We start from the raw sequence: 24,028 nt of genomic DNA on the forward strand, positions 1-24,028 counted from the left end.
GAAGAAACGCGCGACTCATGGCCGCGCGTTTTTTTGTTTCAGTGATCCGCGCGCAGGCTGGCCGGCGGACGCGCACCGCCCAGCGACAACAGCACCAGCACGATCGCCAGCGCCAGATACGCCCCGGCGAACTGCCACACGACGCTGCGCATCGGGGCATCGAGCAGCCATGGCAGGTAGATGCCGCCGGAAAGCTCCACCGAATGGATCACGCCAAATAGGCTGAGCGCCCCGCCCAGCAACAGGATCAGCGCGGCGCGCAGCGGGCGCTGATCGATCAGGGCCACCACGAAGCTGGCCCATACCATCGAGGTGACGATGAAGCCGTTGCCCAGCACGGTGATCACGGCCAGTTCGGAAATACCATGTGTGCCGTCGTTGAACAGCTGGGCGAAGTGCTCGGGTGATACATAGCTCGGGTCGCTGAGCTTGATCGTGAGCATCCGCGCGATCGCCGGGAAGAAGCTGAACACCACCGCCGCCGCATAACGCATCGGCGTCGCCTCGAACGACTGCACGGTGATGCTGATGGCGACAAACACCAGGATCGGCGCCAGCACCGGCAAAGGCAGCAGTTCGATCAGGTTCGACAGATAGCCGAAGATGCCGCCCATTCCGATCACAATGCCGGTAAGCAGCGTATAGCCGCTGCGCGCACCCATGGCCTTGTAGGCGGGCTGGCCGATATACGGCGTGGTCTGCGCCACGCCACCGCAGAAACCGGCGACCAGCGTGGCCAGCGCTTCCACCAGCAGGATGTCGCGGGTCGAATAATCGTCGCCGGCCGCACGCGCACTCTCCGTGACGTTGATACCACCCACCACCATCAGCAGGCCGAACGGCAGGATCAGCGGCAGGTACGGCACGATAGGGTTGAGCCCGGCCACCCATTGCAGGGTCGGCCACGGCAGTGCGATGCGCCACTGCCACGCGACCGGCGCGTGATAACCGCTGCCCAGCCAGCCCAGCGGACCCAGCACGTAGTACAGCAGCACGCCGACCACGAACGCGACCAGCACACCCGGCAGGCCGAACGGCAAGCGACCGCGCGCTACCAGCGCATACAACACCACGCCAAGCCCAGCGAAACCGACCACTGGTACCTTGAGAATTTCCACCAGCGGCAGAAAGCCCATCAGCACCAGCGCGATGCCGGCGATCGAACCGAGCAGGCCGGCGCGCGGCACATGCCGTTGCACCATCGCGCCGAAGAACGACAGCACGAATTTCAGCACCCCCATTACCACCAGCGACGCCATGCCGAGTTGCCAGGTAGTGATCGCCGCGGCATGTTCATCCATGCCGCCCTGCTTGAAGCCGAGGAACGCGGGGCCGAGCACCAGCAAAGCCATGCCGATGCTGGTCGGTGCATCCAGCCCCAGCGGCATCGCGGTCACATCGTTGCGCCCGCTGCGTCGGGCCAGTCGGCGCGCCATCACGGTATAGGCGAGGTTACCCAGCAGCACGCCGAATGCGGTGCCCGGAAACATGCGCAGGAACACGATGTCGGCGGGGAAGCCGAAGATGCCGATCAGTGCCGCGGCCAGGAAGGCCATGATGGACAGATTGTCCACCACCAGGCCGAGGAAGCCATTGAGGTCGCCGGCGGCGAGCCAGCGTCGATTGCCTGGAATGGTCACGCGAAGATACCGCCTGCGATTCGGGGGAGGGTCACCTCGATGGCGCTCAGAATGACACGTCCGCCGGCTGGGTCACCCGCAGCACCGACTGGTCGCCGGTGCGCTGCTTCCACGCCGCACGGATCGCCTCGACCTTGGCGCGGTTTGCCGGCGTATCCGGATAGTCGATCACCAGCATCTTGGAGCGCAGCCGTTCCGGGCTGGTCTGCTGCTTGCCCTGCCATTGGCCATAGACGTCGATCACACTGAGACCGTCGGGGAAGCGCGTACTCACCTCGCTGTCGAGAAACTCCCGCCATGACTGCTCGCTGACACCCTGCTCGGGTTTGTCGGCCAGGCCCAGACCGAAATACAGCCGGGTGTCGACCCAACCCGCGGCCTGCGCCGGGTGGGCCGCATCGCCATGCAACACCGCTCCCGGCCGGGCCGCCGGCGTGGCGCAGCCGACCAGCAGCGCGGCGAGGAGGACAAGGGGCACCAGCGAGCGAACATTCATGAAATCATCCATCCGATCATTTGGACTTCTAGACGTATAAATTTCCAGGCACGCGAAAAGTATCGACAGGATCCTGTCGCAATGCAACATACAACCATGCAGCCTGCCATCTCGCAGGTCATGCCGGGGGAGCCGCCACATCGTGAACATCGACAACCCGACGAGTCAGCCGTCGCTCCAGAACAAGTCTCCGCGGCGCGCGCCAAGAACGAGGCGACGATGACTCCGTCACTGCCACCAAAGCGCGCGGCATGCTACCGCGCACTTTCTTTCCGGGAAAAGGAATCGGCAGCCCCTGTCGAAAGCATCCGTCTTCATTCGTCGCCCTTGCAAGCGCCACACTCCGATCGGCGCCCCATGACCTCACGCAAGGACATCGACATGACACGTACAACCCGCCTGGCCATTCCCGCGCTCAGCCTGCTGGCCTTGCTGTCGCTCAGCATCGGCGCCAGCGCCGCCACGGTCACCTACAAAATCGATCCTGATCACACCTATCCCAGCTTCGAAGCCGATCATTTCGGCGGCTTGTCGGTATGGCGCGGCAAATTCGACCACAGCCGCGGCACCGTCATGCTGGACAAGGCGGCCGGCACCGGAACGGTGCACGTCATCGTCGATATGAAAAGCGCGGACTTCGGGCAGGATCAGCTCAACAAGGGCGCGCAGGGCAAGGAATTGTTCGAGACGAGCAAGTATCCGCAAGCCACCTACAAGGGCAATCTCGCCGGCTTCGTCAACGGTGCGCCCACCACGGTCGCGGGCCAGCTGACCCTGCACGGCGTCACGCATCCGCTGGACCTGAAGATCAACAGCTTCAAGTGCATGCCGCACCCGATGTTGAAACGCGAAGTTTGCGGCGCCGATGCGCTGGCCACGTTCCAGCGTGACGCGTTCGGCATGGACGCCGGCAAAGCCTATGGCTTCAGCATGGCGGTGACACTGCGTATCCAGATCGAGGCGATCCAGGCCGAGTGATGCATGCCGATGACGCTGGTCGCTCAGACCAGCGCCAGCACATCCCCCAGCAAGGCCTGCGCCGTCACTTCCGGCCCGGCACCCGGCCCCTGGATCACCAGTGGCTGGGTGTTGTAACGGGTGGTGGTAAGTGCGAACTGGTTATCGGTGCCATACAGGCGTGCGGCCGGGTGGTTCGGCGGCACTTCGACCAGGCCGACGCGCGCTCGGCCGCGCTGGTTGAGGCGGGCGAGAAAGCGAAGCACGCAACCGCGTGACCTCGCCTTGGCGTGCAGCTCGGCGAGTGGCTCGTCCAGCTCGTCCAGACGGGCAAGGAAGGCATCGGTATCCAGCGCGCGCAATGCTTCGGGGACCAGCCCCTGCACATCGACCTCGTCGCTGCCGAGCGCGAAGCCGGCGCTGCGGGCAATGATCAGCAGTTTGCGCGCCACGTCCTCGCCGGACAGGTCCGAGCGCGGATCGGGCTCGGTGTAGCCGAGCTGGCGTGCCTCGCGCAGCAGCTCGGAGAACGGCTGGCTGCCGTCGTATCGATTGAACAGCCACGACAGCGAGCCGGAGAACACACCCTCCAGCGTGAGCAGGGCATCGCCACAGCCGCGCAGGCGGCGCAAGGTCGACAGCACCGGCAAGCCGGCACCCACCGTAGCCGAATCGCCGTAGCGGCCGCCGCTGGCCAACGCCACCTGCAGGGCGCGCCAGCCAGGGAGTTCGCCACCGGCCAGCGCCTTGTTCGCGGTGACCACGTGGTAGCCGCGCGCCAGCCACTCCGCATGGCGATGAGCCAGCGGTGCACTGGCGGTGGCATCCACGATCACCCTGGCCGACGCGCCACTGGCGTCGAGCGCCGCGAGCAGGCGGATGTTGTCACGCGGATCGCCGTGACTGTCCAGTTGCTCGCGCAGGCTGCGGCTGGCGAGACTGGGGGCGTCGGTCTGCTGTCGGCGCGAGTTGGCGGCGCCGACCAGCCGCAGGGATGCCGCGGCGGGCGTATTCAACAGCTTCAGCAGCGCGCCACCGACCACGCCGGTACCGAGCAACACCACCGCAATCGAACCATCCGCCCGCACGCCGGGCGCGGCCGCGCGGCTATGTCCGGCCAGCACTGCGCTCATGCGGTCACCTGGCGTTTGGACGTCTCCACGGCCGCAGCGCGGATCAGCGCGGCATCGAGATCGCGCAGCAGGTCGTCGCCGTCCTCGATACCCACCGACACGCGCAACAGGCTGTCGGCGATGCCGGCGGTGCGCCGCGCTTCAGGCGCCATCGATGCGTGGGTCATGGTGGCCGGGTGCGCGATCAGGCTCTCCACGCCGCCCAGGGATTCGGCCAGCGAGAAATACTGCAGGCCGTCGACGAACGCCGCGATCTGGTTCACGTCACCGTCCAGCTCGAAACTGAGCATGGCGCCAAAACCCTGCTGCTGGCGCGCCGCCAGCGCATGGCCGGCATGATCGGCCATGCCCGGGTAATACACCTTGCGCACTGCCGCATGGCGATCGAGCTGCTCCGCGATGCGGGTGGCGTTCTCCTGGTGCTGGCGCAGGCGCACGCCCAACGTGCGCAGGCCGCGCAGGGTGAGATAGCTGTCGAACGGCGCGCCGGTGAGGCCGTTGCAGTTGGCCCACCACTTCAGCTGCTCGAACACCGCCGCGTCGCCTGCCACCACCGCGCCGCCCACCACGTCGCTGTGCCCGTTGATGTACTTGGTGGTGGAGTGCACCACCACGTCGGCGCCGAGCAGCAACGGCTGTTGCAACGCCGGCGACAGGAAGGTGTTGTCGACCACGAGCAGCGCCCCGACCGCGTGCGCGGCCTGCGCCACATGGCGGATGTCGGTGATCCGCAGCAGCGGGTTCGACGGCGTCTCGACCCACACCAGAGCCGGCTTGCGTGCCAGTCCGGCCGCCAGCGCCACCGTGTCGGTGAGGTCGGCGAATTCGACCTGGAAGCGGCCTTTCTTCGCCCAGGCGTCGAGCAGCCGCCAGGTGCCGCCATAGCAATCGTGCGCCGCCAGCACGGTGGCACCGGCCGGCACCAATTCCAGCGCCAACGCCACCGCCGACATGCCGCTGGATGTCACCACCGCACCGACGCCCTGCTCCAGTTCCGCCAATGCGTTGCCGAGCAGGTCGCGGGTCGGGTTGCCGCTGCGCGAATAGTCGTAGGGACGCTTGCGGCCGAAGCCGTCGAAGCTGTAGTTGGTCGACAGATGCAGCGGTGGCACCACGGCGCCATGCTGGGTGTCGCTCTCGATGCCGGCGCGCACGGCGCGGGTACAGGGGGCGGTGGTGTCGCTCATGTCCATCTCCAGGTCAGTCGTCATCATGTTTTCTGTGTAGAAACCCGCCTGTCGGCGATGCCACTTCCGGTGTTTCAAAACAACGGGCATCGCCCTCGGGCTGGCTTCTATGCAAGGGCTTCGCGCAGCAGCGGCGCGAGTTGTTCGGGTTCTTTCAGGAAGGCGTCGTGACCGTAAGGGGACTCGACCACTTCCAGCGTGGCCGGGCCCAGCAGGCGACGCTGCAGTTCGCACAGGTCGGCCAATGGCACCAACCGGTCGGATGGAAACCCGATCAGGGTGGTCGGCGCGGGCACCTGCTCGGGCTTGACGTCGTGCAGGTCGATCGACTCGGACAGGGCCAGGAAACGGCCCGCGTCGAAGCGCTCGACAAAGCGGCGGCCCTGGTGCTCCAGGTAATCCTCGACCGGAAAATGGAAGCGCTCGTCGCGCCATTCCGGTTCCCCGGCAAAGCGACGGCCGAATTCGCCGCTGCCGCGGTATGTGGTGATCGCCAGTTGGCGGGCCAGCGCCAGCGCCTCGTCGACCTGGCCACTGGCCTGACCCAGCCGCACGATGCCCCGCTGCACGCTGCGCTGCGCCGTGCTGAGCGGGTGCGGCCGATGGGCGCCAGCCAGCAGAACCAGCCGTTCGACGCTATGCGGATGCCGCGCGGCGAACGCCAGCGCCACCATCGCGCCATACGAGGAACCGATAAAGGCGTAAGCCCGCGGGATGTCCAGCTCACGCAGCAGGGCGGCCAGCGCATCGGCCTGATCCTCGCTGGAGACGGAGTCGGCGCCGAACTGGTCCGGGGTCAACCAGTCGATGGCCAATACCCGGTAGCGATCCAGATCGATCGCCCCACCGGCGGTTACCAGTTCCTGCCACCAGCCCGGCGCCGCGTCGCCGTCCAGCGCCACGACGTCGCGGTTGGCCGAGATCCCGCCCTGCACGATCAACGTGGGCGCATCGGCTGCGCCGCACCATAGATAGTGCACATCGACCTCGCAGGGGCCGGCGCCGTACTTCGGATGGAATGTGAGCCGGCGCGTGCTGCGCTGCGCGGTGAGGTCGTCAGGCCGGTCATCGAAACGCATGTGCGCCGGCAGACCGATCGGAGCGGGGGTAGCCATCGGTAGCGGTTGACAGGTCATGCGGTTCTCCGGTCGGCATCGCCTGGGAGGAACCGGAGAAGGGTGTCATGCACGCACAAGCAGCGAGGCTGCGGCAGGAATGACGCCCATCTCTCGGCGGCACCGTGGTGCCTCCGCAGGATTTGGCACCGTGACAGGAACGTTTCCCGCAGGTTGCCCCGGCATCAAAGGGCCTATCCCTCCGCCGGTCTCGATGAGTTCGACGGACTCTAAAGCCGCACCGTCCCGGTGTCAATAGACGTCTAAACGTCTACACGTCCATACGATCGCCTTATATGGCTACAAACAGGGCGCAAAGGGGAACCAATGCCCAGGCCAGGACCGCCCCGGCCGTCATGGCGCCCGACCTCACTGAACCGGGAAATTCCCGCACCATGAACACCGGACCCCTGCCTTGTCCCTGCAACCACCGAGCCTTATCGGCGCCGTCGCAGTCAACGGGGCTGCCGGACTGACCTGTGCCTCGATGGCCCATTGCGTCCCCGGGAACGGGGTGGCCGGCCTATCCGGCGGTGAGCGTCGCGAGGCCGATCAAAACCCATCGCCGCCGGATGCGCTCGCTGCTAACGTAGCCGGATGATTCCCCACGCCGATACGCCCGCCTTGCATGCCCGGCTGCAAAGCGACGGTTTTGCCTTTGTCACCGCCGATATCATGCGCAACCTGCTGGAAGCGCAAACCCTGCCCGACTGGCCCGCATTCACGGCCAGCTGGAACGACTTGGCGCCGGACATCTATCTCGCCGCCAGCGGTCGTCATCGGCGCCGGCGCCATGCCACGTTCGCCGCCGACAGCGACGGCGACATCCGCACCGTGGCGCATCAACCGCATTACCAGAGCCTGCAATACAACACGCTGCAGGGCGATATCCAGCGCTGGTTTGAGCCGATATCGCCGGCGATCGCCGATGGTGTCAGCCTGCAACGCATCCTCGGCTTTTGCCGCGACTGCTTCAGTGCGCTGGCGCCGGCCACCCGCCACTGGCACGTCGAGGTGCACCAGTTCCGCATCGAGGCGCGTGCCGACGAGGCCGGCGAACCCACTCCCGAAGGCGTGCACCGCGATGGCGTCGACTACGTGCTGGTGTTGCTGATCGACCGCGAAAACATCGAAAGCGGCACCACCACCATCCACGCACTCGACCGCAGCCTGCTGGGCAGCTTCACCCTCACCCGCCCACTGGATGCCGCCCTGGTCGACGATGCTCGCGTGTTCCACGGTGTGACGGCGGTCACGCCGCTAGACCCCGCGCAACCGGCGCACCGCGACGTGCTGGTGGTGACGTTCAAGGCCATCAGCTAACGGGAAGCACGCCTCGAGCATGCCGCAACACCGCACCAACCGGCATCGCGTAAGATGGCGGTCTTGTCTTTCGCAGGCGTCGTCATGTCCCTCGATTCAACATATCGCGGGACCCCTGCGACCGCCGTGCCATCGGATGCCCATGCCGATCGGCTGAAATTCAACGGCGAGAACTCATTCCACCGCGAACTGCGTCGCCGCGTCGACGCCGAGTTCAAGCGCAGCGGTACCCGCCAGCGCGACAGCGCGCAGATGTATCTGAAAACGGCGGTCATTCTTGTCACGTTCGCGCTTGCCTATGTCGCGTTGCTGCTGTTCGCCCGTCATTGGTGGCAGAGCCTGCCGCTGGCGCTGCTGCTGGGCACGGCGATGGCGGCGATCGGCTTCAACATCATGCATGACGGCGGCCACCATGCGTATTCGGAACGACGCTGGGTCAACCGGTTGATGGCGTTGACACTGGACCTCGTCGGTGGCAGCTCGTACATCTGGCAGTGGAAGCACGCGCGCTTCCACCACACCTGGGTCAACGTGGACGGCCACGACAGCGACATCGACCTCGGCGTGCTGGGCCGGTTGTCGCCGCTGCAGCCGCGGCGACCGTGGCATCGCTGGCAGCATTTCTACCTGTGGCCGCTATATGGCGTCACCGCGATCCGCTGGCATCTGTTCGGCGATTTCCGCGACATGATCACCGGCACCGTCGGTGCGCGCCCGTTCAACCGGCCGAAAGGCTGGGACCTTGTCGGATTTGTGTTCGGCAAGCTGGTGTTTTTCGTGTTTGCGTTCGGCCTGCCGCTGATCTTCCACCCGGTCGGCACCGTATTGCTGTTCTACGCGCTGGTCTCGGCGGTTGCCGGGATCCTGTTGGCGCTGGTGTTCCAGATGGCACACGTGGTCGAAGAGGCCGAGTTTCCGGTGCCCGACGAAACGGGTCGGCAGATGGCGACGCCGTGGGCGATCCACCAGTTGCAGACCACGGTGGATTTCGCGCGCAGCAACCGCGTGCTCGGCTGGCTGATCGGCGGGCTGAATTTCCAGATCGAGCACCACCTGTTCCCGCGCATCTCGCACGTGCATTACCCGCTGGTGGCCCGTGTGGTGGAAGACACCTGCCGCGAGTTCGGCGTGCCCTACCTCGAACATCGCACGTTCGGTGCCGGCCTCGCCTCGCATTATCGCTGGCTGCGACAGCTGGGCCAGCCGTTGGTTGCCGCTGCGGCGCCATTGACTGTAGCCACGGCGGCACTGACCGGCTGATTGGCCGCCGATCACACTCCGCGATTGCGATGAACCGGGACGACTGCGACACTTCCCGGCATGACGCCCGCTCGAGGCATACGGCGTTGTCCATCGCCGCCCGGGAGTCAACAGCATGTCCATCGTCGCCAACATCGTGATCGCCCTGATCGCCCTGCTGCATGTGTGGTTCCTGATTCTGGAAATGTTCCTGTGGACGCGGCCCTCCGGCCGTCGCGCATTCGGCCTCACGGCGGAATTCGCCGAGCAGTCGAAGGCGCTCGCAGCCAACCAGGGTCTCTACAACGGCTTCCTTGCCGCCGGACTGGTCTGGGGCCTCTGCCTCGGTTCCAGCGGCGCAGGCTTCAGCGTGAAGGTATTCTTCCTCGCCTGCGTGCTGATCGCCGGCATCTTCGGCGGGCTGACCGCGAGCCGGAAGATTCTGTGGATACAGGCGTTGCCGGCGGTGATCGGATTGGCACTCATCCACCTGGCTTGATCGACAGACACGCATGACGACATCCCCTCGCGAAACGGTCGGGCAACGCTTCGACCCCGCATTGATGCAACGCGCCCGCGAACGCACATGGGCCGCGCTGCACGGCATTCGCGAGCGCATGCGTCCGGGTATCAGCGAGGACGAGGCCAGGGCCGCGGCGATGGATGTGTTCCGCGAGCTGGGCTACGAGAGGCTGTGGCACCCGGTGCTGATCCGCATCGGCGCGAATACCACCAAGACCTACCGGCAGCCCTCCGATCCCGATGTGCGGCTGGGCAAGAACGACAGCTACTTCATCGACCTGGGGCTGGTGTTCGATGGCCACGAGGGCGATGTCGGCGACACCTTCGTGGTCGGCCACGCGCCCCCGCAGCAAGCCTGCGCACAGGCGGCGCGCGCACTGTTCGACGAAGTGGCCGACGCATGGCGCACGCAGGGGCTGAGCGGCCAGGCGCTGTACGCGTTCGCCGATAAGCGCGCGCAGGCGCTGGGCTGGCGGTTGAACCACGCGATCAAGGGCCATCGGGTCAGCGATTTTCCGCACTCGGTCCACAAGGGCGGAGATCTGGGAGATCTGACGTCATCGCCATCGAATGGATTGTGGATACTGGAGATCCAGATCGCCCATCCCACTGAACCGTTCGGCGCGTTCTACGAAGACCTGCTCGGCTGACTGCCAGGCAAGCCCTATTGAAACAAGTCCCATTGAAAATGGCCGCCAGCGGCGGCATCTGAGCTGTCCCATCCATGCGTTTTGTCCAGACGCTTTTCCGGAATATTTACCGTGGCCCGTCAAAAACCCCTCGCGCTCTATCGCAACATCGGCATCATCGCGCACATCGACGCCGGCAAGACGACGACGACCGAACGCGTGCTGTATTACACCGGCAAGAAACACCAGATCATCGACGTGCACGACACCAAGGACGGCAAGGGCTCCACCACCACCGACTACATGGAGCAGGAGCGCAAGCGCGGCATCACGATCCAGTCGGCTGCCGTGTCGGCGGTGTGGAAGGGTCACCAGATCAACGTGATCGACACGCCCGGGCACGTCGACTTCACCATCGAGGTGAACCGTTCGCTGCGCGTGCTCGACGGTGCGGTGGTGGTGTTCGACGGCGTGGCGGGCGTGGAGCCGCAGACCGAGACCAACTGGCGCCTGGCTGACCAGTACAAGGTACCGCGGCTGTGCTACGTCAACAAGATGGACCGCATTGGCGCGAACTTCGCACATTGCGTGAAGGGCATCCGCGAGCGCCTCGGCGCCAACGCCTTGCTGTGCCAGGTGCCGCTGGGCAGCAGCGACGAGTTCATCGGCATGGCCGACCTGGTCGCCGGCGTGGGCTACATCTGGGCCTCCGACGACAAGGACAGCGTGTGGGAAAGCGTGCCACTGGATCAGCTGAAGGACCGCCTGACGTTCGGCTCGACTGTCGACAACGAGTGGGTCACGAACCTGCCGAAGCTGCGCGAGGATTTGCTGGAGAGCGCACTGGCACTGGACGACGATGCCTTCGAGCGGCTGATCAACACCGGCGAATTCGACCCGGAAGTACTCAAGCACTGCATCCGCAAGGGCACCGTCACCGGCGAGCTGGTGCCGGTGTTGTGCGGCTCGTCGTACAAGAACAAGGGCGTGCAGCAATTGCTGGACGCCGTGGTCGACTACCTGCCCTACCCGGGCGAGAACGGCGGCATCGCGATGGTCGACGAGGACGGCAACGTCATCGGCGAGCAGGTCGTCACGGATGAAGCGCCGGCACGCGCGCTGGCGTTCAAGGTCATCAACGACCAGTTCGGCACGCTCACGTTCTGCCGCATCTATTCCGGCGTGATCAAGAAGGGCGACACCCTGCTCAACGTGACCCGCGGCAAGAAGGAACGCGTGGGCCGCATCGTCGAGGTGCAAGCCGACGACACCAAGGAAATCGACGAGGTCCGCGCCGGCGACATCTGTGCGTTCGTCTCGATGAAGGACACCGAGACCGGCGATTCACTGTCCGACCCGGCGCACCCGGCGCTGCTTGAGCGCATGCGTTTCCCCGATCCGGTGATCAGCGTGTCGGTCGAGCCGAAGAGCCGCAACGACGTCGACAAGATGTCCACCGCGCTTTACAAGATGGTCAAGGCCGATCCGTCGCTGCGCATGGAAGTGGACCAGGAAACGGGCCAGACCGTGCTCAAGGGCATGGGCGAGCTGCACCTGGAAATCACCATCGACCGCATGCGCACCGAACTGGGCGTGGAAGCCAGCATGGGCAAGCCCAAGGTCAGCTTCCGTGAGGCCTTCGGCAAGCGCGTGGAGCATACGTACACGCACAAGAAGCAGACCGGCGGCTCCGGCCAGTTCGCCGAAGTGACGATGATCTTCGAACCGGGTGAGCCGGGTTCAGGCGTGGTGTTTTCCGACGAGGTCGTCGGTGGCCGCGTGCCGCGCGAGTACATTCCCGCGGTGGAGCACTCGGTCAAGGCCGAATCGCACGAAGGCCAGGTCGCCGGCTACGAAGTGGTCGATTTCAAGGCGAGCCTGATCGACGGCAAGTACCACGACGTCGATTCTTCCGCACTGGCATTCGAGATCGCCACCCGGCAGTGCTTCCGCGAGGCGCAGAAGCTCAGCAAACCGAAGCTGCTGGAACCGATCATGAGCCTGGAGGTAGTCACCGAGGCCACCTACCTGGGCGACGTCATCGGCGACATCAACCGCCGCCGCGGCAACATCACCGACCAGGGCCAGAAAGGCACCTCGGCCTTCGTGCAGGGATTCGTGCCGTTGTCGGAGATGTTCGGCTACATCAACTTCCTGCGCTCGGCTACCAGCGGCCGCGGCAACTTCTCGATGATCTTCGATCATTACCAGGAAGTGCCCGCCAGCATGGTCGACAAGCTGATGGAAAAAGAGGCGAAGTAAGACTTCGACTCCAGCATCGCGCGGGCCTGTACCGGTCAACAAACAAGCAAAAAGCCCGGAAAGCAATTTCTGGGCTTTTTGCTTGTTACGCCATTTGGAAAGCCATCAATCCTCAACGCTCAGCATTCCCGCTCGTCTGAGGTCCACCTCTCGATATTCACATGGACGCACTTGGCAAGGCAGTGATCGACAGCTGGAACTCAATCTGCCAGTACATCGGTCGCGACGTTCGCCATCCGCTTGAGCGCGTTCCTGTCGACCTTGCCCATACTCCCCGTAGGCAACGCCGACAGCACATGGATATGCGCGGGCACATAAACTCGCGACAGTCCATGCAGGACATGCTCCTGCAGCGCCACCGCTTCAATGGCGTCACCCTCCTTAGCCACGACGAACGCTACCGGCACTTCGCCGAGGTCAGCATCGGCGGTACCGATGACGCAGCATTCGCGGACGCTGGGGTGTGTCTGTAGATAGCTTTCTATCAGTCCCGGCGACAGATTCTCGCCACCGCGGATGATCACGTCCTTGATCCGGCCGGTGATGGTGACGAAACCGGCATCGTCGAAACAGCCGAGGTCGCCGCTGCGCAGCCAGCCATCAACCACCGGCGATGCCACCTCTGCCCCGATATAGCCAAGCATCAGCGCCGCTCCGCGGATGCGGATTTCGCCCTCCATGCCATCCGCGACACGTTCGTCGGTACCCGGCTTGAACAACGCAAGTTCCTGGCCGTCCAGCACCGTCCCGATACTACCGATGCGTCGCCCGGACGGCGGATTCATGGTGCTCGTACAGGTAGCTTCGGACAGGCCGTAGGAGACCAGCAACGGCACGCCAAACGCGGCCTCGATTTCTTCATGCAGGGAGGTCGTGATGGGCGCCGAGCCGCAGCGCAGGAAACGCAGCGAGGGAAACCGTTCGCCTGCTGCGAGTTTGGGCAACATGCGTGAGTACATCGTCGGCACGCCGGTCACGTAAGTGGGCTCGAAACGGCGCAGGCAATCAACGATGTCATCGGCGCGAAAGCGTTCGATCAGCACGATCTGCGCACCGCACAGGAGCGGTACAATCAGTTGGTTGTTGACCCCATTGGTGTGGTGCAGCGGCATGACGTGGAGCAGTCGATCCGCTGCCGTAACCTGCGTGTGCGCCGCGACGCCATGCGCATTGCATAACAGATTGGCATGCGAGAGCAGCACGCCTTTGGGACGCCCGGTGCTACCGGAAGTAAACAGCAACAGCGCACGATCATCACCGGTCAAGGTGCTGTCGATAAAGCTGCCGATGGCCTGCACTGCATCCAGCGCCACGACGCTGGCGCCAAAGGTGGTCAGCGCCGACGCCGTAGATACCATGAGCGCAGGATCGTCGCATACCAGCATGCGCATACCCACGGCGCCCATCCGCGTGACCAGCTCATCGACCGATATACGCGCCTCCATGAAGCATGGACAACCGCCAGCCTGCATCGCGCCAAAAAAGGCGGCGATGGCATGCACCGACTTGGTCGTCGCCAGGCCCACGAAGTCACCACGGGCCACGCCTGCCCGAGCGAAGCCAGCGGCATAAGCATCCACCAGTTGCCCGAACTCCTCGTAGCTCACGCTGACGTCGGTGGTGACGAAAGCCGTGCGAGCCGCCTGCGCATGCGCCCTCATCGCATCGCGAAGCCGCTGGCTCAGTGAATCGTGTGGAACGCTCATGCAACCTCCGGCCGCAACAAGATGGAGGCGTCACTCTGGAAACGGCCTTTCGGGTCGAGCACGGCAAGCGCCGCCTGCTCACGTTCTGTCGGCAACGTCGTCGCCACCGCACCGCCTACTTGGAAGTCGAAGCCGGTACGCGCGACAACTTCTTCCAACGAGGCTTCTGGATGCCAGGACTGCAGCGCCAGTCGTCCATCACGCCTGATGAACACGGCGATCGGTGTGACCACGCCATGCATGCCGCCGGCAGCAGTCAGGAAATCCAGCTTCTCGACCATGGTGCGCCGCGAGTGCTCGGTACGCCAAGTCACTGCGCGCCTCGCCGTCGGTAGCATGACCGCGCCGCCACCGCCGCCGGGCAAGCGCACCTTGGGCCGATGCCAGTCGCCGATGCACGACACATTGGTCTGACCAAGGCCATCGACCTGCGCCGCGCCCAGGAAGCAGAGATCCATTTTCCCGCGCGTGCAAAGGTCGTAGAAATCCTCATTGGCAAAGATCGAAGCGGATCGTTCGGCAAGCACGGGATCGGAACTGGAAATCGGGATCGACGAAGGCTCGGGATCGACGCCGCCAGCGACGTTGATATAGGTGAAGTCAAAGTCGTAGGCGCGCTTGGCCATCAGGCAAGCCAACATTGGCAAGGTCGAATTCACGCCACTGAAGGTGATCTCGTGTGGGCGAATGAACCGCGCCAGATTGGTGACGATGTAGGAGAACGGCGACCATGAGTCATGCATGTGCTGGCTCCCGTACTTCGGGTGCCGCATCAAGGTGCGCCTGCAATACGCCGTCAGCATCTTCCAGATAGGCTTCCACCGCCGCGTAATCAACTTCGTAGTGCGGCCAACACGAACCCGGCCATGCGCCGCCGGGGACGACCGCGATGGCTTCGACCATGAAATGCGGCACCAGGGTCAATTCGGGCTGTGCACGAAACGCGTCCACTGACACCACTCGCTCGGCAATCACTAGTACACGGCCGGCAGCGCGGGTCATGATACGGTCCCAGTGCGAAGTGCCGAACACGCGCACATCGCCCTGCTCGCTGACTTCGTTGACATGAATCACTGCGAAATCTGGCGTAATGCGCGGGATGACATAGGTGCTGCCCTCGGTGCCGTAAGGGTCATCAAGTGCTTTCCAGCCGTTGAGCTCAGGCAACGCGGAGCCATGCAGGCCACCACAAGGCTGAAATGGCACGCCGAATGCGGAGGCACGCAAACCGGCGGTCAGGCTGGCACAGGCATGCTCCTCGAGCACGATCTGCTGGCGTTCGACCGCGCGCCGATAGAACGGCGCCAGTCCGAAATTTCCTTCCATGGCGACGATGCCCGCACGCGTTCGCGCCACGGCACCAGCACGGCAAAGGATGTCGATGTCGTAACCAGGCGATTGCTTGATGATGTCCAGCGACTTGCGCCCCTGACGGATCAGTTCGCGAACGAACGCGAACGGACCGCGATGCAGGAAGCTGCCGCCAAGGGCGATCGAACTGCCGTCGGGCACCCGCGCCGTCAACTCGGCCAGGGAGATAATTTTGCTTGCGTCGTTATCGGTCACGTTGGTTTCCTGATCTATTTGCCCAGTGCCTGGCGGTAATCACGCAGGCGTTGCAACAGGCCCGGGCGTGCGGCCGATGCCACCAGCTCGGCCATGTCGGCGTCCCGCGTATCAGCGCGCGTCACGCGAAAGAGTCGTTCGGCAGCATCGCCGGAAAGCGTGCAGGCGGCCTGCAATGCGGCCGCGGAAAGCTCGGCCCAGCGAGTGTCGTCGGCGAGCAGGGTGACAAACCCGTGTCCATGCGCCTGCTCTGCGTCGAAGGTTATCCCGTCGTGCAACACCTCCCGCGCCCAACCGCTACCGGCCAGCGCGGCAAAACGGCGCGTGCCCAGCACCAGACCAAAGCTCAGACCCGGCATACGGAAGGTGGCGTGGCTTGTACACACGCGTCGGTTGCAAGCGGCGAACAGATCAACGCCCGCGCCGAAATTTCGGCCACGCACAAACGCCATCGTGTCGTAACTTGCGTGATGGACACGCTGCAGCAATTGCTCGATGCGCACGAAGCGTCGTAACAGGTCGCCTTCGCTTTGCTCCTCGTAACCGCCAAAGTCGAAGCCCGCCGAAAAATTGCGTCCCTCGCCACGCAGTACCAGAAGGCGCGTACCGTCACCTTCGGCGCGATCCAGCTCTTCATGCAGTGATTCCACCATGGTGGCACTCAGCGCGTTCATTTTCTCGGGGCGAGCCAGCGTGATTTCGAGCATTCCCTCACTGCGGTGGACGACGAGCTCAGCCATGTTGGGCCTCCATCGCGGCATGAGCCGCCCCGAGGATTTCCGCGTTATGTTCGCCAAGCGCCGGCGGCCGCCGATAGATCGCAAAACCTTCGCCGGAAAAGCGCAATGGCGAGGCGAAGGTCCGCGTCATGACTCCCGACGGCAGTTCAAGCGGCTGGACCCACTGCATGTGTGCAACCTGTGCATCAGCCAGAGCCTGGGAATAGGTATTGATTGGCGCGCAAGGTACGCCGGCCTGGCGGAATAGCGTCAACACCTGCTCGCAGGTGAGTTCGGCGAAGCTGAGTTCGAAGATGGTTTTCAGCTCGGCTTGGTGCGCAGCCCGCAGTGCACTGGAGGAGAAGCGTTCCAATCCAGCCAGGTCATCGCGGCCGATCGCGGTGCACGCCGCACGCCACAGGGTATTGTTGCCGGCCGCCATGGCGACGTATCCGTCGCTGGTGCGAAACGCCTGGTAGGGCGCATTGCGCGGGTGGGCCGAACCGAGCTTTTCCGGATCGATGCCGCTGCCGAAGTACTGGCTGGTCTGCAGGGCACCGACCGCCAGTGAAGCGCCGAACATGGATGCATCGATATGCATGCCCTTGCCCTGGGCGGCCACTTCACGCAGGCCGGTGGCAATCGCGAACGCGGCATAGAGCCCGGTCGTGAAATCCGACAATGGCACGCCACATTTCACCGGAGCCCCGCCCGTTTCGCCGGTGACGCTCATCACCCCGCTCATGGCCTGCAAGGTCAGGTCGAATCCGGCTTCGCGCGCACGCGGACCATCCTGGCCGAAGGCCGAGATCGAGCAATACACCAACGCTGGATTGACCGACGCCAGGCTTGCATAGTCCAGGCCCAGTCGGGCCATCACGCCTGGTCGGTTGTTTTCCACGATGACATCCGCGCCGGCTGCCAGCTCACGCGCCTTCGCGTTGTCAGCCGGATCTTTGAGATCCAGGGTGACCGAGCGCTTGTTGCGGTTAACCGAAGCAAAATTCTCGCTGAAGCCTTCGGTGATCGGCGGCCACTGGCGCATGCTGTCGCCACCGTCGGGGTGCTCGACCTTGATGACGTCCGCGCCCATGTCAGCCAGCAGCATGGCGCAGAACGGCCCAGCGGCAACGCTGCAAAATTCGATGACTCGTATGCCCTTCAACGGCTGCACTGCAATTCTCCAAAATAGACGATGGCTAGGCTCGCACTCAGGCGACCACAACTGGCGGGTAGCTGACTTGCGAATACCCGAGCGAACGCGACAAGCCGCAGGCGGCATCGACGACAAGCTGGCTGTACTTGCGGATGGCCGCCGGCCGCAACCGTTCGAGCGGACCAGAAATGCCGATGGCCGCCACCGGCGCACCAGCCAGATCGAAAACGATGGAGGCGATGCCGCCTACCCCATCGCGCCACTCGCCGCGATTGACCGCAAAGCCCTGCCGGCGGATCTTCGCCAACTCATCGAACAACGCATCGCGGCTGGCAATCGATCGGTTGGTCGGCGCCGCCAGACGCGATGCGAGCTGTTGCAGGCATGCGTCGCTCTGCCAAGCCAGCAAGGCCTTGCCCGATGCCACGCAATGGGCCGGCGCACGGCCGCCGATGGTCGAATAAGCCCGTACCGGATGCGGGGACTCGATCTTGTTCAGGTAGATCACGTCCATGCCGTCGAGAACCGACAGGTGGATGGTCTCCTTGGTCAGTCGCGCCAATTGCTGCATGAACACATCGGCAGATTGGCGTACGTCAATGCGCGCGACGACGCCGCTGGCGATCTCGAAAAGCTTGAGCGTGCACTCGTACGTGCCTGGCACTTTGCCGCTTCGCACATAACCGGCGGCGGTTAGTGTCTGCAGGGTTCGATGCACGTTGCTTTTGGTCAATTCCAGCGATTGGGCAAGCTCGGTGACACCCCGGGCACTGCGGCTGGCGGCGAGTGCCTCGAGTACGCCGAGGCCTTTCAGCAAAGTTGTATCCATCGTTCCAATATCCAAAACGTTGTTCCAAATAACCGTAATACCCGAAGGTCACACACGTCAAGCCATGTTGCGTCGCGTCAAAAATTCCTTTGCGATCAATGTCATAAATATTGATACGACAAAAAATGCTTATTGACTCGGCTCGCCACTATCTGCTTGTATGTTTTGAATATCGGCATGCCGTATTAAATATTGGAACACGGTCCAGCCGCAGTCAGCCACTCCTTCCGGGAGAAACGCAGCATGGTTCAGCATCAGACAAGTGGCTCCCAGTCGGGCCGGGTTTTCAAGGTTGTCAGCGGTAACTTCCTCGAGATGTACGACTTCATGGTCTACGGCTTCTATGCCACGGCCATCGCCCACGCGATCTTCCCCAACGCGAACCCCTACATTTCGCTCATGCTGTCGCTGGTGACGTTCGGCGTCGGTTTCCTGATGCGACCGCTTGGCGCGATCGTGCTTGGCGCTTACATCGATCGGCATGGCCGCCGCAAGGGACTGATTCTCAGCCTTGGCCTCATGTCGGTGGGCGTGCTCATCATCACCCTAACGCCGAATTACAGTGCGATTGGACTGGCCGCGCCGTTGCTGGTGGTGGTCGGGCGCCTGCTGCAGGGATTCTCCGCCGGCGCCGAATCCGGTGGCGTCTCGGTCTATCTCGCCGAGATCGCGCCGCCCGGGAAGCGCGGCTTCTTCGTCGCCTGGCAATCGGCCAGCCAGCAGATCGCGGTCATCTTCGCCGCGGTGCTCGGCGTGACCTTGCGTATGGTGTTGAGCGAGGAGCAAATCATGACCTGGGGCTGGCGCATTCCGTTTCTGGTTGGTTCGCTGATCGTGCCGTTGCTGTTCTACATTCGCCGCACGCTGCAGGAAACCGAGCAGTTCAAGGCGCGCACACAGGTACAACGCCCGACGCTTCGCGAAATTTATTCGGGTCTTCTGACGCATTGGAAACTGGTATTCAACGCAGTACTGCTGGTGACGCTGACCAGCGTCATGTTCTATTTGATCACCGCGTATACACCGACTTTCGGCCGCGCCGTACTCGGTCTTACCGAACGTGATGCTTTTCTCGTGACGGTATGCGTAGGCATTTCAAACTTCATCTGGGTGCCGGTGATGGGTGCGCTTTCCGATCGCATGGGCAGGATCCGTATCCTGCTGTTCTTCTCGGCGATGGTCGCACTCACGGCTTACCCTGCGATGGCCTGGCTGGTCGACGCGCCATCGTTCGAACGCATGCTCGGCGTGCTGCTCTGGCTGTCATTCCTGTATGGCGGTTATCAAGGGGTGATGGTTGTGACCCTTACCGAAATGATGCCGGTGCATGTGCGCGCCACCGGGTTTTCGCTGGCGTACAGCCTGGCACAAGCCATCTTCGGCGGCTTCACTCCGGCGATCTCGACCTGGCTCATCCATGTCACCGACAATAAGGCGATGCCCGGTGCCTGGCTTGCGTTTTCCGCGTTCGCCGGACTGGCCGGCGTCTATATGTTGCATCGATCCGGGGCATTGATCGGCCAAGGATCGTCTGCACGAGCCATCCCCGCCGCGCACGAGACGCGCGTGGCGCCTTAGAGAACTGAGTGCGGGCCGACAAATCCACGGCAGTTAAAGTGGATGTCGCCCAAGCCACCCTGCACAGACTTGGATCACGCCTGTGCCACGGATTGCTGAACCTACCTCCGCAAGACATCATGGGAACTGAGACATGCACTACAAACTTATCGCTGCGGCCGTTGCCTGTGTTCTTGGCACAATCTGTTCGAATGCACATGCCAATGATCTCAACGACATCTTTGCCCAGGGTCATGTGGACGGCGAAATTCGTGCCTATAACTTCAATCGCATCTACGAGACCAACACGGTTCCGGACGCCAGCGCATTAGCCGGCTCGGTGCTGATCAACGCACGCACCGGAACCTTCGGTGGTGGCTTCAGCCTCGTCGGCTCCCTGGCCAGCGCCAACTCGTTCGGCTCGCAATCCAACAACACGGCCAAAGTTGATGCATCGCTGATGGGACTCGACGATTCCGTCAGCGCGCTGAGCCAGGCCTACCTGCAATACGAGAACCATTGGTTGACGTTTCGCGGCGGCTATCAGTACCTGGCGACGCCATGGATGGGCATGGCCGATTCACGGGTCATCCCGGCATCATACGAAGCCCTATCGGTCGACGTAAAACCAGCCGACGGATGGGACATCTACGGTATCCGCAGCTTTGGCTGGAAAAGCCGCACGTCAAGCGGCTATACCTCGGACAACCTTTACTATCCGTCCACCTACGACGGCGACACCATGTATGGCAACAACGGTGCGCTGCCCGCTACAGCGCGCTCGGCCAACGGCGCCTGGGCTTTCGGTACGAGTTATACCAACGGCGGCCTGAAGACACAGGCGTGGTACTACAACTTCATGCGCTTCGCGCGCCTGGGCTATGTCGATGGCAGCTATACCTTCAAGACCGGCACGGGCTTCGATCCGTTCGTGGCGGCGCAGTACGTGACCGAAACTGGTGGTTCCGACAACATCCTGGTGGACACCCGAACCCGGTTCCTCGGACTGCCTGGCGACCGGGTGAAAAGCAAGGCCTGGGGCGCCAATGTCGGTGTCGTCATCCCCAATGGCCGCCTTGAAGTGGCTTATAACAAGATCGCGCAGCAGGACGGCGCAATAGGCAGCGGAGCCCTGATTTCGCCCTACACCGTCACCTATGCCGCGGACCCTCTCTACACCACGTCGATGCTTCGTGGCCTCGTGGAACAAGGCCCCGGGCATGCCTGGAAAGCCAAGGTTGCCTACAACCTGTTCGACCAGAAGCTGCAATTGGCCGCCGCCTACACGAAGTACACCACCGACCTTCGCGGCGACAGTCATGACTTGTATTTCGACATCATTTATAAGCTGGACGGCTATCTCAAGGGTCTGTCGCTACGCGATCGCTGGGAGCGTTCCTCCGGAGGCATAAACAACCTGAATCCAGGCAACGAGTCGTTCACTTACAACCGCCTGATGATCGATTACAAATTCTGAGCGGCGAACGATCTCTTGGAGGGGTCGGTCGAACACCGCTGGCCCCGGCCGGGTCCATTGACCAATACTGGGGAACCATCCGCCGCTGTCCCGGGGAGTTTCATCATGTCGATCCGCCATACCTGTCTGGCCGCCTGTCTTGCACTGGCGATCTCCCACATGCCCCAGGCTGTCGCTGAAACTACCGCGCAAGCGATGCCGGAAACCCTGGAGATGCTGCGCCACGCCATCGCCACGCGCACGGAGGAAGGCAAGGATCAGGTGCCGGTGCTGGCGCAATACATCGCCGCGAAGCTGGAGTCGGCCGGCTTCGCCAAGACCGACATCGAGATCATCCCGGTCGGCCGCACCGCCGCCCTCGTCGCGCATTACCGCGGCAGAGGCAAGGGCAAGCCGATCCTGTTGTCAGCACACATGGACGTGGTCGCCGCCGACCCGAAGGACTGGACCCGCGATCCGTTCAAGCTGATCGAGGAAAACGGTTACCTCTACGGTCGCGGCACCGCCGACATGAAGACCAACCTGATCACCCTGGTCGCCACCATGATGCGCTTCAAGCGCGAGGGCTTCGTGCCCGGCCATGAAATGATCCTGGTGTTCTCCGGCGATGAGGAAACCGAGATGGCCTCCACCCGCGTGCTCGCCCAGCGCTATCACGACGCCGAATTCCTGCTCAACGCGGATGCCGGCGGCGGCACCTACGACGACAAACTCAAGCCGGTGGATTACGAGATCCAAGCCGCCGAAAAGACCTATGCCGACTTCCTGCTCACCGTCACTTCGCCCGGCGGCCATTCCAGCGAGCCTGCGCCGGACAACGCCATCTACCGGCTGGCCACGGCACTCGACCATGTCGCGGGCTACGCCTTCCCGGTGCAGCACAACGAGATCACCCTCGCCTCGCTGAAAGCGATCGGCGAACACAGCAGCGGCCCGCTCGCCCAGGCCATGCTGAAGTTCACCACCAACCCGAGCGACGCCAAGGCCGCTGCCGTCATCTCCGCCGATCCCGCCTATATCGGCCAACTGCGCACCACCTGCGTGGCGACCATGCTCGATGGCGGCCACGCACTCAACGCGCTGCCGCAGCGGGCCACCGCCAACATCAATTGCCGCATCTTTCCCGGCGTCAGCATCGCCTCGGTCGAAGCCACGCTCAACAAGGTCGTGGCGGATCCCACCGTGAAGATCACCGTGCGGGCGCCAACACCGGTACAAAGTCCGGTCTCGCCACTGCGCGCGGACATCGTGGCCGCGGTGACCGCCACCGTGCACGAACGCTACCCGGGCCTGGATGTGGTGCCGGACATGTCTTCCGGCGCTTCGGACAGCATGCACTTCCGCAACGCCGGTGTACCCAGCTACGGCGTCTCGCCCAACTTCGGCAAGCCCGGCGACAGCTTCGCGCATGGTCTCAACGAGAAGCTGCTGGCGTCCGAGGTGCCGGCGGCGCTGGATTTCTGGCACAGCTTGCTGACGAAGCTGGCGAAATAGGCATTTTTGCGGGGCCGGCTATTCAACTTGCGAAGCTCCTTGCCTCAATCCCTTTGCCTCGATAATCAGCTGGATGATCTTTTGCGCAGCTTCCGCGCCTGGATAAAACCGTCCACCGACCAGGGTCCCGAACCGCCCAGCACAAGCGCTGCCAGGCAGGCGAGATACAACAGGTCGCACTCATAACCGGGTGGACCGAACTGCGCGCCGCTGGCCGTCACGGCCACCAGCTTGATCGAACTGAAACCGTACGGCAGATGCACGGTGAAGATGGCCACCAGCAGCACCACGGCCATCGGCAAGCTCGCCAGCACCACAAAGGCGCCCAACAGGATCGCCAGGCCACCGAATATCTCGACCAGGATCGTCGCCCATCCCATCAGATGCGGTGCCGGCACTCCTATCGCCTGCAGAATCGCCGGGAAAGCGTCGGGCCCCCGGGCGGCCTTGGCCAGGCCGTGCTGCATGAAGCCGAAACCGACGATCAGGCGCAACGGAATGGCCGCCCAACGGGCGCCCAATGGAACGTTATTCATGGGTGTATTCCTCATGGACCGGAAACGGGCACCGAACCCTCCGGAATCTTTCTCGCTGGATTTCGCAGCGGAGCGGCAGCGCGTTCCCGATTCAATGGTTTGCAGGCGTCGCTTCAGCCGGCGAAGAGATGGGTGGCGTGGGTGACCGCACCGCCGGCGCGGATCGCCGCGGCGACCATGGCCGCTTCGGACAGCTGTGCGTCGCTGGCGCCGGCCTCGCGTGCCGCCTTGTTGTGCAGCTCGATGCAGTAGGGACATTGCGTGGTCAATGCCACCGCCACTGCGATCAGCTGCTTTTCGCGCGCGCTGAGCGCACCTTCGGCGAAGGCTGCCTTGTCGAAAGCCCAGAAGGCCTTCATGACGTCGGGCGCGTGTTCGTCCAGTTTCTTCAGACGGCCGAGGTTCTTCATGTCGAACATGGGTGTTCTCCTGGTGGATGTCCCCGGATCTCCCCGGGAACTGGTGATTGACGCGGCATTTCTCTT

Annotated in this window: 22 protein-coding genes and 1 riboswitch; of the genes, 9 read left to right on the forward strand and 13 right to left on the reverse strand. The window is 63.5% G+C overall.

Features of this window, described 5'->3' with window-relative positions; genetic code table 11:
* Positions 1–38 precede the first annotated feature (38 nt).
* Both ACPPVV_RS15555 and ACPPVV_RS15560 read right to left on the reverse strand, forming a co-directional pair.
* A complete protein-coding gene (locus ACPPVV_RS15555; RefSeq protein ID WP_426700775.1) occupies positions 39–1,640 on the reverse strand; it encodes a hypothetical protein in 1,602 nt (533 codons plus the stop codon).
* A 46-nt stretch (positions 1,641–1,686) separates the two neighbouring features.
* Positions 1,687–2,136: a DUF3574 domain-containing protein gene (locus ACPPVV_RS15560; RefSeq protein WP_426700776.1), complete on the reverse strand. Its 450-nt coding sequence runs from the start codon at positions 2,134–2,136 to the stop codon at positions 1,687–1,689.
* A gap of 381 nt (positions 2,137–2,517) precedes the next feature.
* Here ACPPVV_RS15560 and ACPPVV_RS15565 point away from each other — a divergent pair, with 381 nt between their 5' ends.
* Positions 2,518–3,114 carry a YceI family protein gene (locus tag ACPPVV_RS15565; RefSeq protein WP_426700777.1) on the forward strand — a complete coding sequence of 199 codons (597 nt, stop codon included), beginning with the start codon at positions 2,518–2,520 and terminating at the stop codon, positions 3,112–3,114.
* A gap of 23 nt (positions 3,115–3,137) precedes the next feature.
* Here the strand turns inward: ACPPVV_RS15565 and ACPPVV_RS15570 are convergent, their stop codons facing one another.
* The 3 genes from ACPPVV_RS15570 to metX all read right to left on the reverse strand — a co-directional run bounded on the left by ACPPVV_RS15570 (position 3,138) and on the right by metX (position 6,492).
* Positions 3,138–4,226: a homoserine dehydrogenase gene (locus tag ACPPVV_RS15570; RefSeq protein ID WP_426700778.1), complete on the reverse strand. Its 1,089-nt coding sequence runs from the start codon at positions 4,224–4,226 to the stop codon at positions 3,138–3,140.
* Positions 4,223–5,413 carry a cystathionine gamma-synthase gene (gene metB, locus ACPPVV_RS15575; protein ID WP_426700779.1) on the reverse strand — a complete coding sequence of 397 codons (1,191 nt, stop codon included), beginning with the start codon at positions 5,411–5,413 and terminating at the stop codon, positions 4,223–4,225. Before metB ends, ACPPVV_RS15570 begins: the two co-directional genes overlap by 4 nt.
* Positions 5,414–5,520: 107 nt before the next feature.
* Positions 5,521–6,492, reverse strand: coding sequence for a homoserine O-succinyltransferase MetX (gene metX, locus ACPPVV_RS15580; protein WP_426703257.1), 972 nt, complete (start codon positions 6,490–6,492; stop codon positions 5,521–5,523).
* 140 nt (positions 6,493–6,632) lie between these two features.
* Positions 6,633–6,749, reverse strand: a riboswitch (SAM riboswitch).
* Positions 6,750–7,125: 376 nt separating this feature from the next.
* Between metX and ACPPVV_RS15585 the strand changes: the two genes are divergently transcribed.
* From ACPPVV_RS15585 to fusA, 5 genes are all read left to right on the forward strand, one after another.
* Positions 7,126–7,851 carry a 2OG-Fe dioxygenase family protein gene (locus ACPPVV_RS15585; protein WP_426700780.1) on the forward strand — a complete coding sequence of 242 codons (726 nt, stop codon included), beginning with the start codon at positions 7,126–7,128 and terminating at the stop codon, positions 7,849–7,851.
* 84 nt (positions 7,852–7,935) lie between these two features.
* The gene (locus ACPPVV_RS15590; protein ID WP_426700781.1) at positions 7,936–9,111 is read left to right on the forward strand and encodes a fatty acid desaturase family protein; all 1,176 of its coding nucleotides are present in this window, start codon (positions 7,936–7,938) and stop codon (positions 9,109–9,111) included.
* 115 nt (positions 9,112–9,226) lie between these two features.
* Entirely contained in the window at positions 9,227–9,589 is a 363-nt protein-coding gene (locus tag ACPPVV_RS15595; protein ID WP_426700782.1) for a DUF1304 domain-containing protein, read from the forward strand.
* 13 nt (positions 9,590–9,602) lie between these two features.
* On the forward strand, positions 9,603–10,262 hold the full coding sequence (locus ACPPVV_RS15600; protein ID WP_426700783.1) for a M24 family metallopeptidase: 660 nt from the start codon (positions 9,603–9,605) through the stop codon (positions 10,260–10,262).
* A gap of 111 nt (positions 10,263–10,373) precedes the next feature.
* Complete coding sequence (gene fusA / locus ACPPVV_RS15605; protein WP_426700784.1) at positions 10,374–12,503, forward strand: elongation factor G; 2,130 nt, start codon at positions 10,374–10,376, stop codon at positions 12,501–12,503.
* Between the two features lie 200 nt (positions 12,504–12,703).
* On the opposite strand, the gene ACPPVV_RS15610 is transcribed toward fusA, so the two are convergent.
* From ACPPVV_RS15610 to ACPPVV_RS15635, 6 genes are all read right to left on the reverse strand, one after another.
* Positions 12,704–14,110: a class I adenylate-forming enzyme family protein gene (locus ACPPVV_RS15610; RefSeq protein WP_426700785.1), complete on the reverse strand. Its 1,407-nt coding sequence runs from the start codon at positions 14,108–14,110 to the stop codon at positions 12,704–12,706.
* A 95-nt stretch (positions 14,111–14,205) separates the two neighbouring features.
* Positions 14,206–14,952: a CoA-transferase subunit beta gene (locus ACPPVV_RS15615; protein WP_426700786.1), complete on the reverse strand. Its 747-nt coding sequence runs from the start codon at positions 14,950–14,952 to the stop codon at positions 14,206–14,208.
* The gene (locus tag ACPPVV_RS15620; protein ID WP_426700787.1) at positions 14,945–15,775 is read right to left on the reverse strand and encodes a CoA transferase subunit A; all 831 of its coding nucleotides are present in this window, start codon (positions 15,773–15,775) and stop codon (positions 14,945–14,947) included. Before ACPPVV_RS15620 ends, ACPPVV_RS15615 begins: the two co-directional genes overlap by 8 nt.
* Before the next feature lie 14 nt (positions 15,776–15,789).
* A complete protein-coding gene (locus ACPPVV_RS15625) occupies positions 15,790–16,515 on the reverse strand; it encodes an enoyl-CoA hydratase/isomerase family protein (RefSeq protein WP_426700788.1) in 726 nt (241 codons plus the stop codon).
* Complete coding sequence (locus tag ACPPVV_RS15630) at positions 16,508–17,668, reverse strand: CaiB/BaiF CoA transferase family protein (protein WP_426700789.1); 1,161 nt, start codon at positions 17,666–17,668, stop codon at positions 16,508–16,510. Before ACPPVV_RS15630 ends, ACPPVV_RS15625 begins: the two co-directional genes overlap by 8 nt.
* A 37-nt stretch (positions 17,669–17,705) precedes the next feature.
* Complete coding sequence (locus tag ACPPVV_RS15635) at positions 17,706–18,479, reverse strand: IclR family transcriptional regulator (protein ID WP_426700790.1); 774 nt, start codon at positions 18,477–18,479, stop codon at positions 17,706–17,708.
* A 243-nt stretch (positions 18,480–18,722) separates the two neighbouring features.
* Here ACPPVV_RS15635 and ACPPVV_RS15640 point away from each other — a divergent pair, with 243 nt between their 5' ends.
* From ACPPVV_RS15640 to ACPPVV_RS15650, 3 genes are all read left to right on the forward strand, one after another.
* Positions 18,723–20,057 (forward strand): MFS transporter, encoded by a 1,335-nt coding sequence (locus ACPPVV_RS15640; RefSeq protein ID WP_426700791.1) that lies wholly within the window; start codon positions 18,723–18,725, stop codon positions 20,055–20,057.
* A gap of 133 nt (positions 20,058–20,190) precedes the next feature.
* Positions 20,191–21,513: a hypothetical protein gene (locus ACPPVV_RS15645; protein WP_426700792.1), complete on the forward strand. Its 1,323-nt coding sequence runs from the start codon at positions 20,191–20,193 to the stop codon at positions 21,511–21,513.
* 105 nt (positions 21,514–21,618) lie between these two features.
* Complete coding sequence (locus ACPPVV_RS15650; protein WP_426700793.1) at positions 21,619–23,007, forward strand: M20/M25/M40 family metallo-hydrolase; 1,389 nt, start codon at positions 21,619–21,621, stop codon at positions 23,005–23,007.
* Positions 23,008–23,072: 65 nt separating this feature from the next.
* On the opposite strand, the gene ACPPVV_RS15655 is transcribed toward ACPPVV_RS15650, so the two are convergent.
* Complete coding sequence (locus tag ACPPVV_RS15655; RefSeq protein WP_426700794.1) at positions 23,073–23,543, reverse strand: DoxX family protein; 471 nt, start codon at positions 23,541–23,543, stop codon at positions 23,073–23,075.
* 113 nt (positions 23,544–23,656) lie between these two features.
* Entirely contained in the window at positions 23,657–23,962 is a 306-nt protein-coding gene (locus ACPPVV_RS15660) for a carboxymuconolactone decarboxylase family protein (protein ID WP_426700795.1), read from the reverse strand.
* Positions 23,963–24,028 lie beyond the last annotated feature (66 nt).

Source organism: Rhodanobacter sp. Col0626, from assembly GCF_049994385.1.
In the GTDB taxonomy this organism is placed as follows: Bacteria; Pseudomonadota; Gammaproteobacteria; order Xanthomonadales; family Rhodanobacteraceae; genus Rhodanobacter.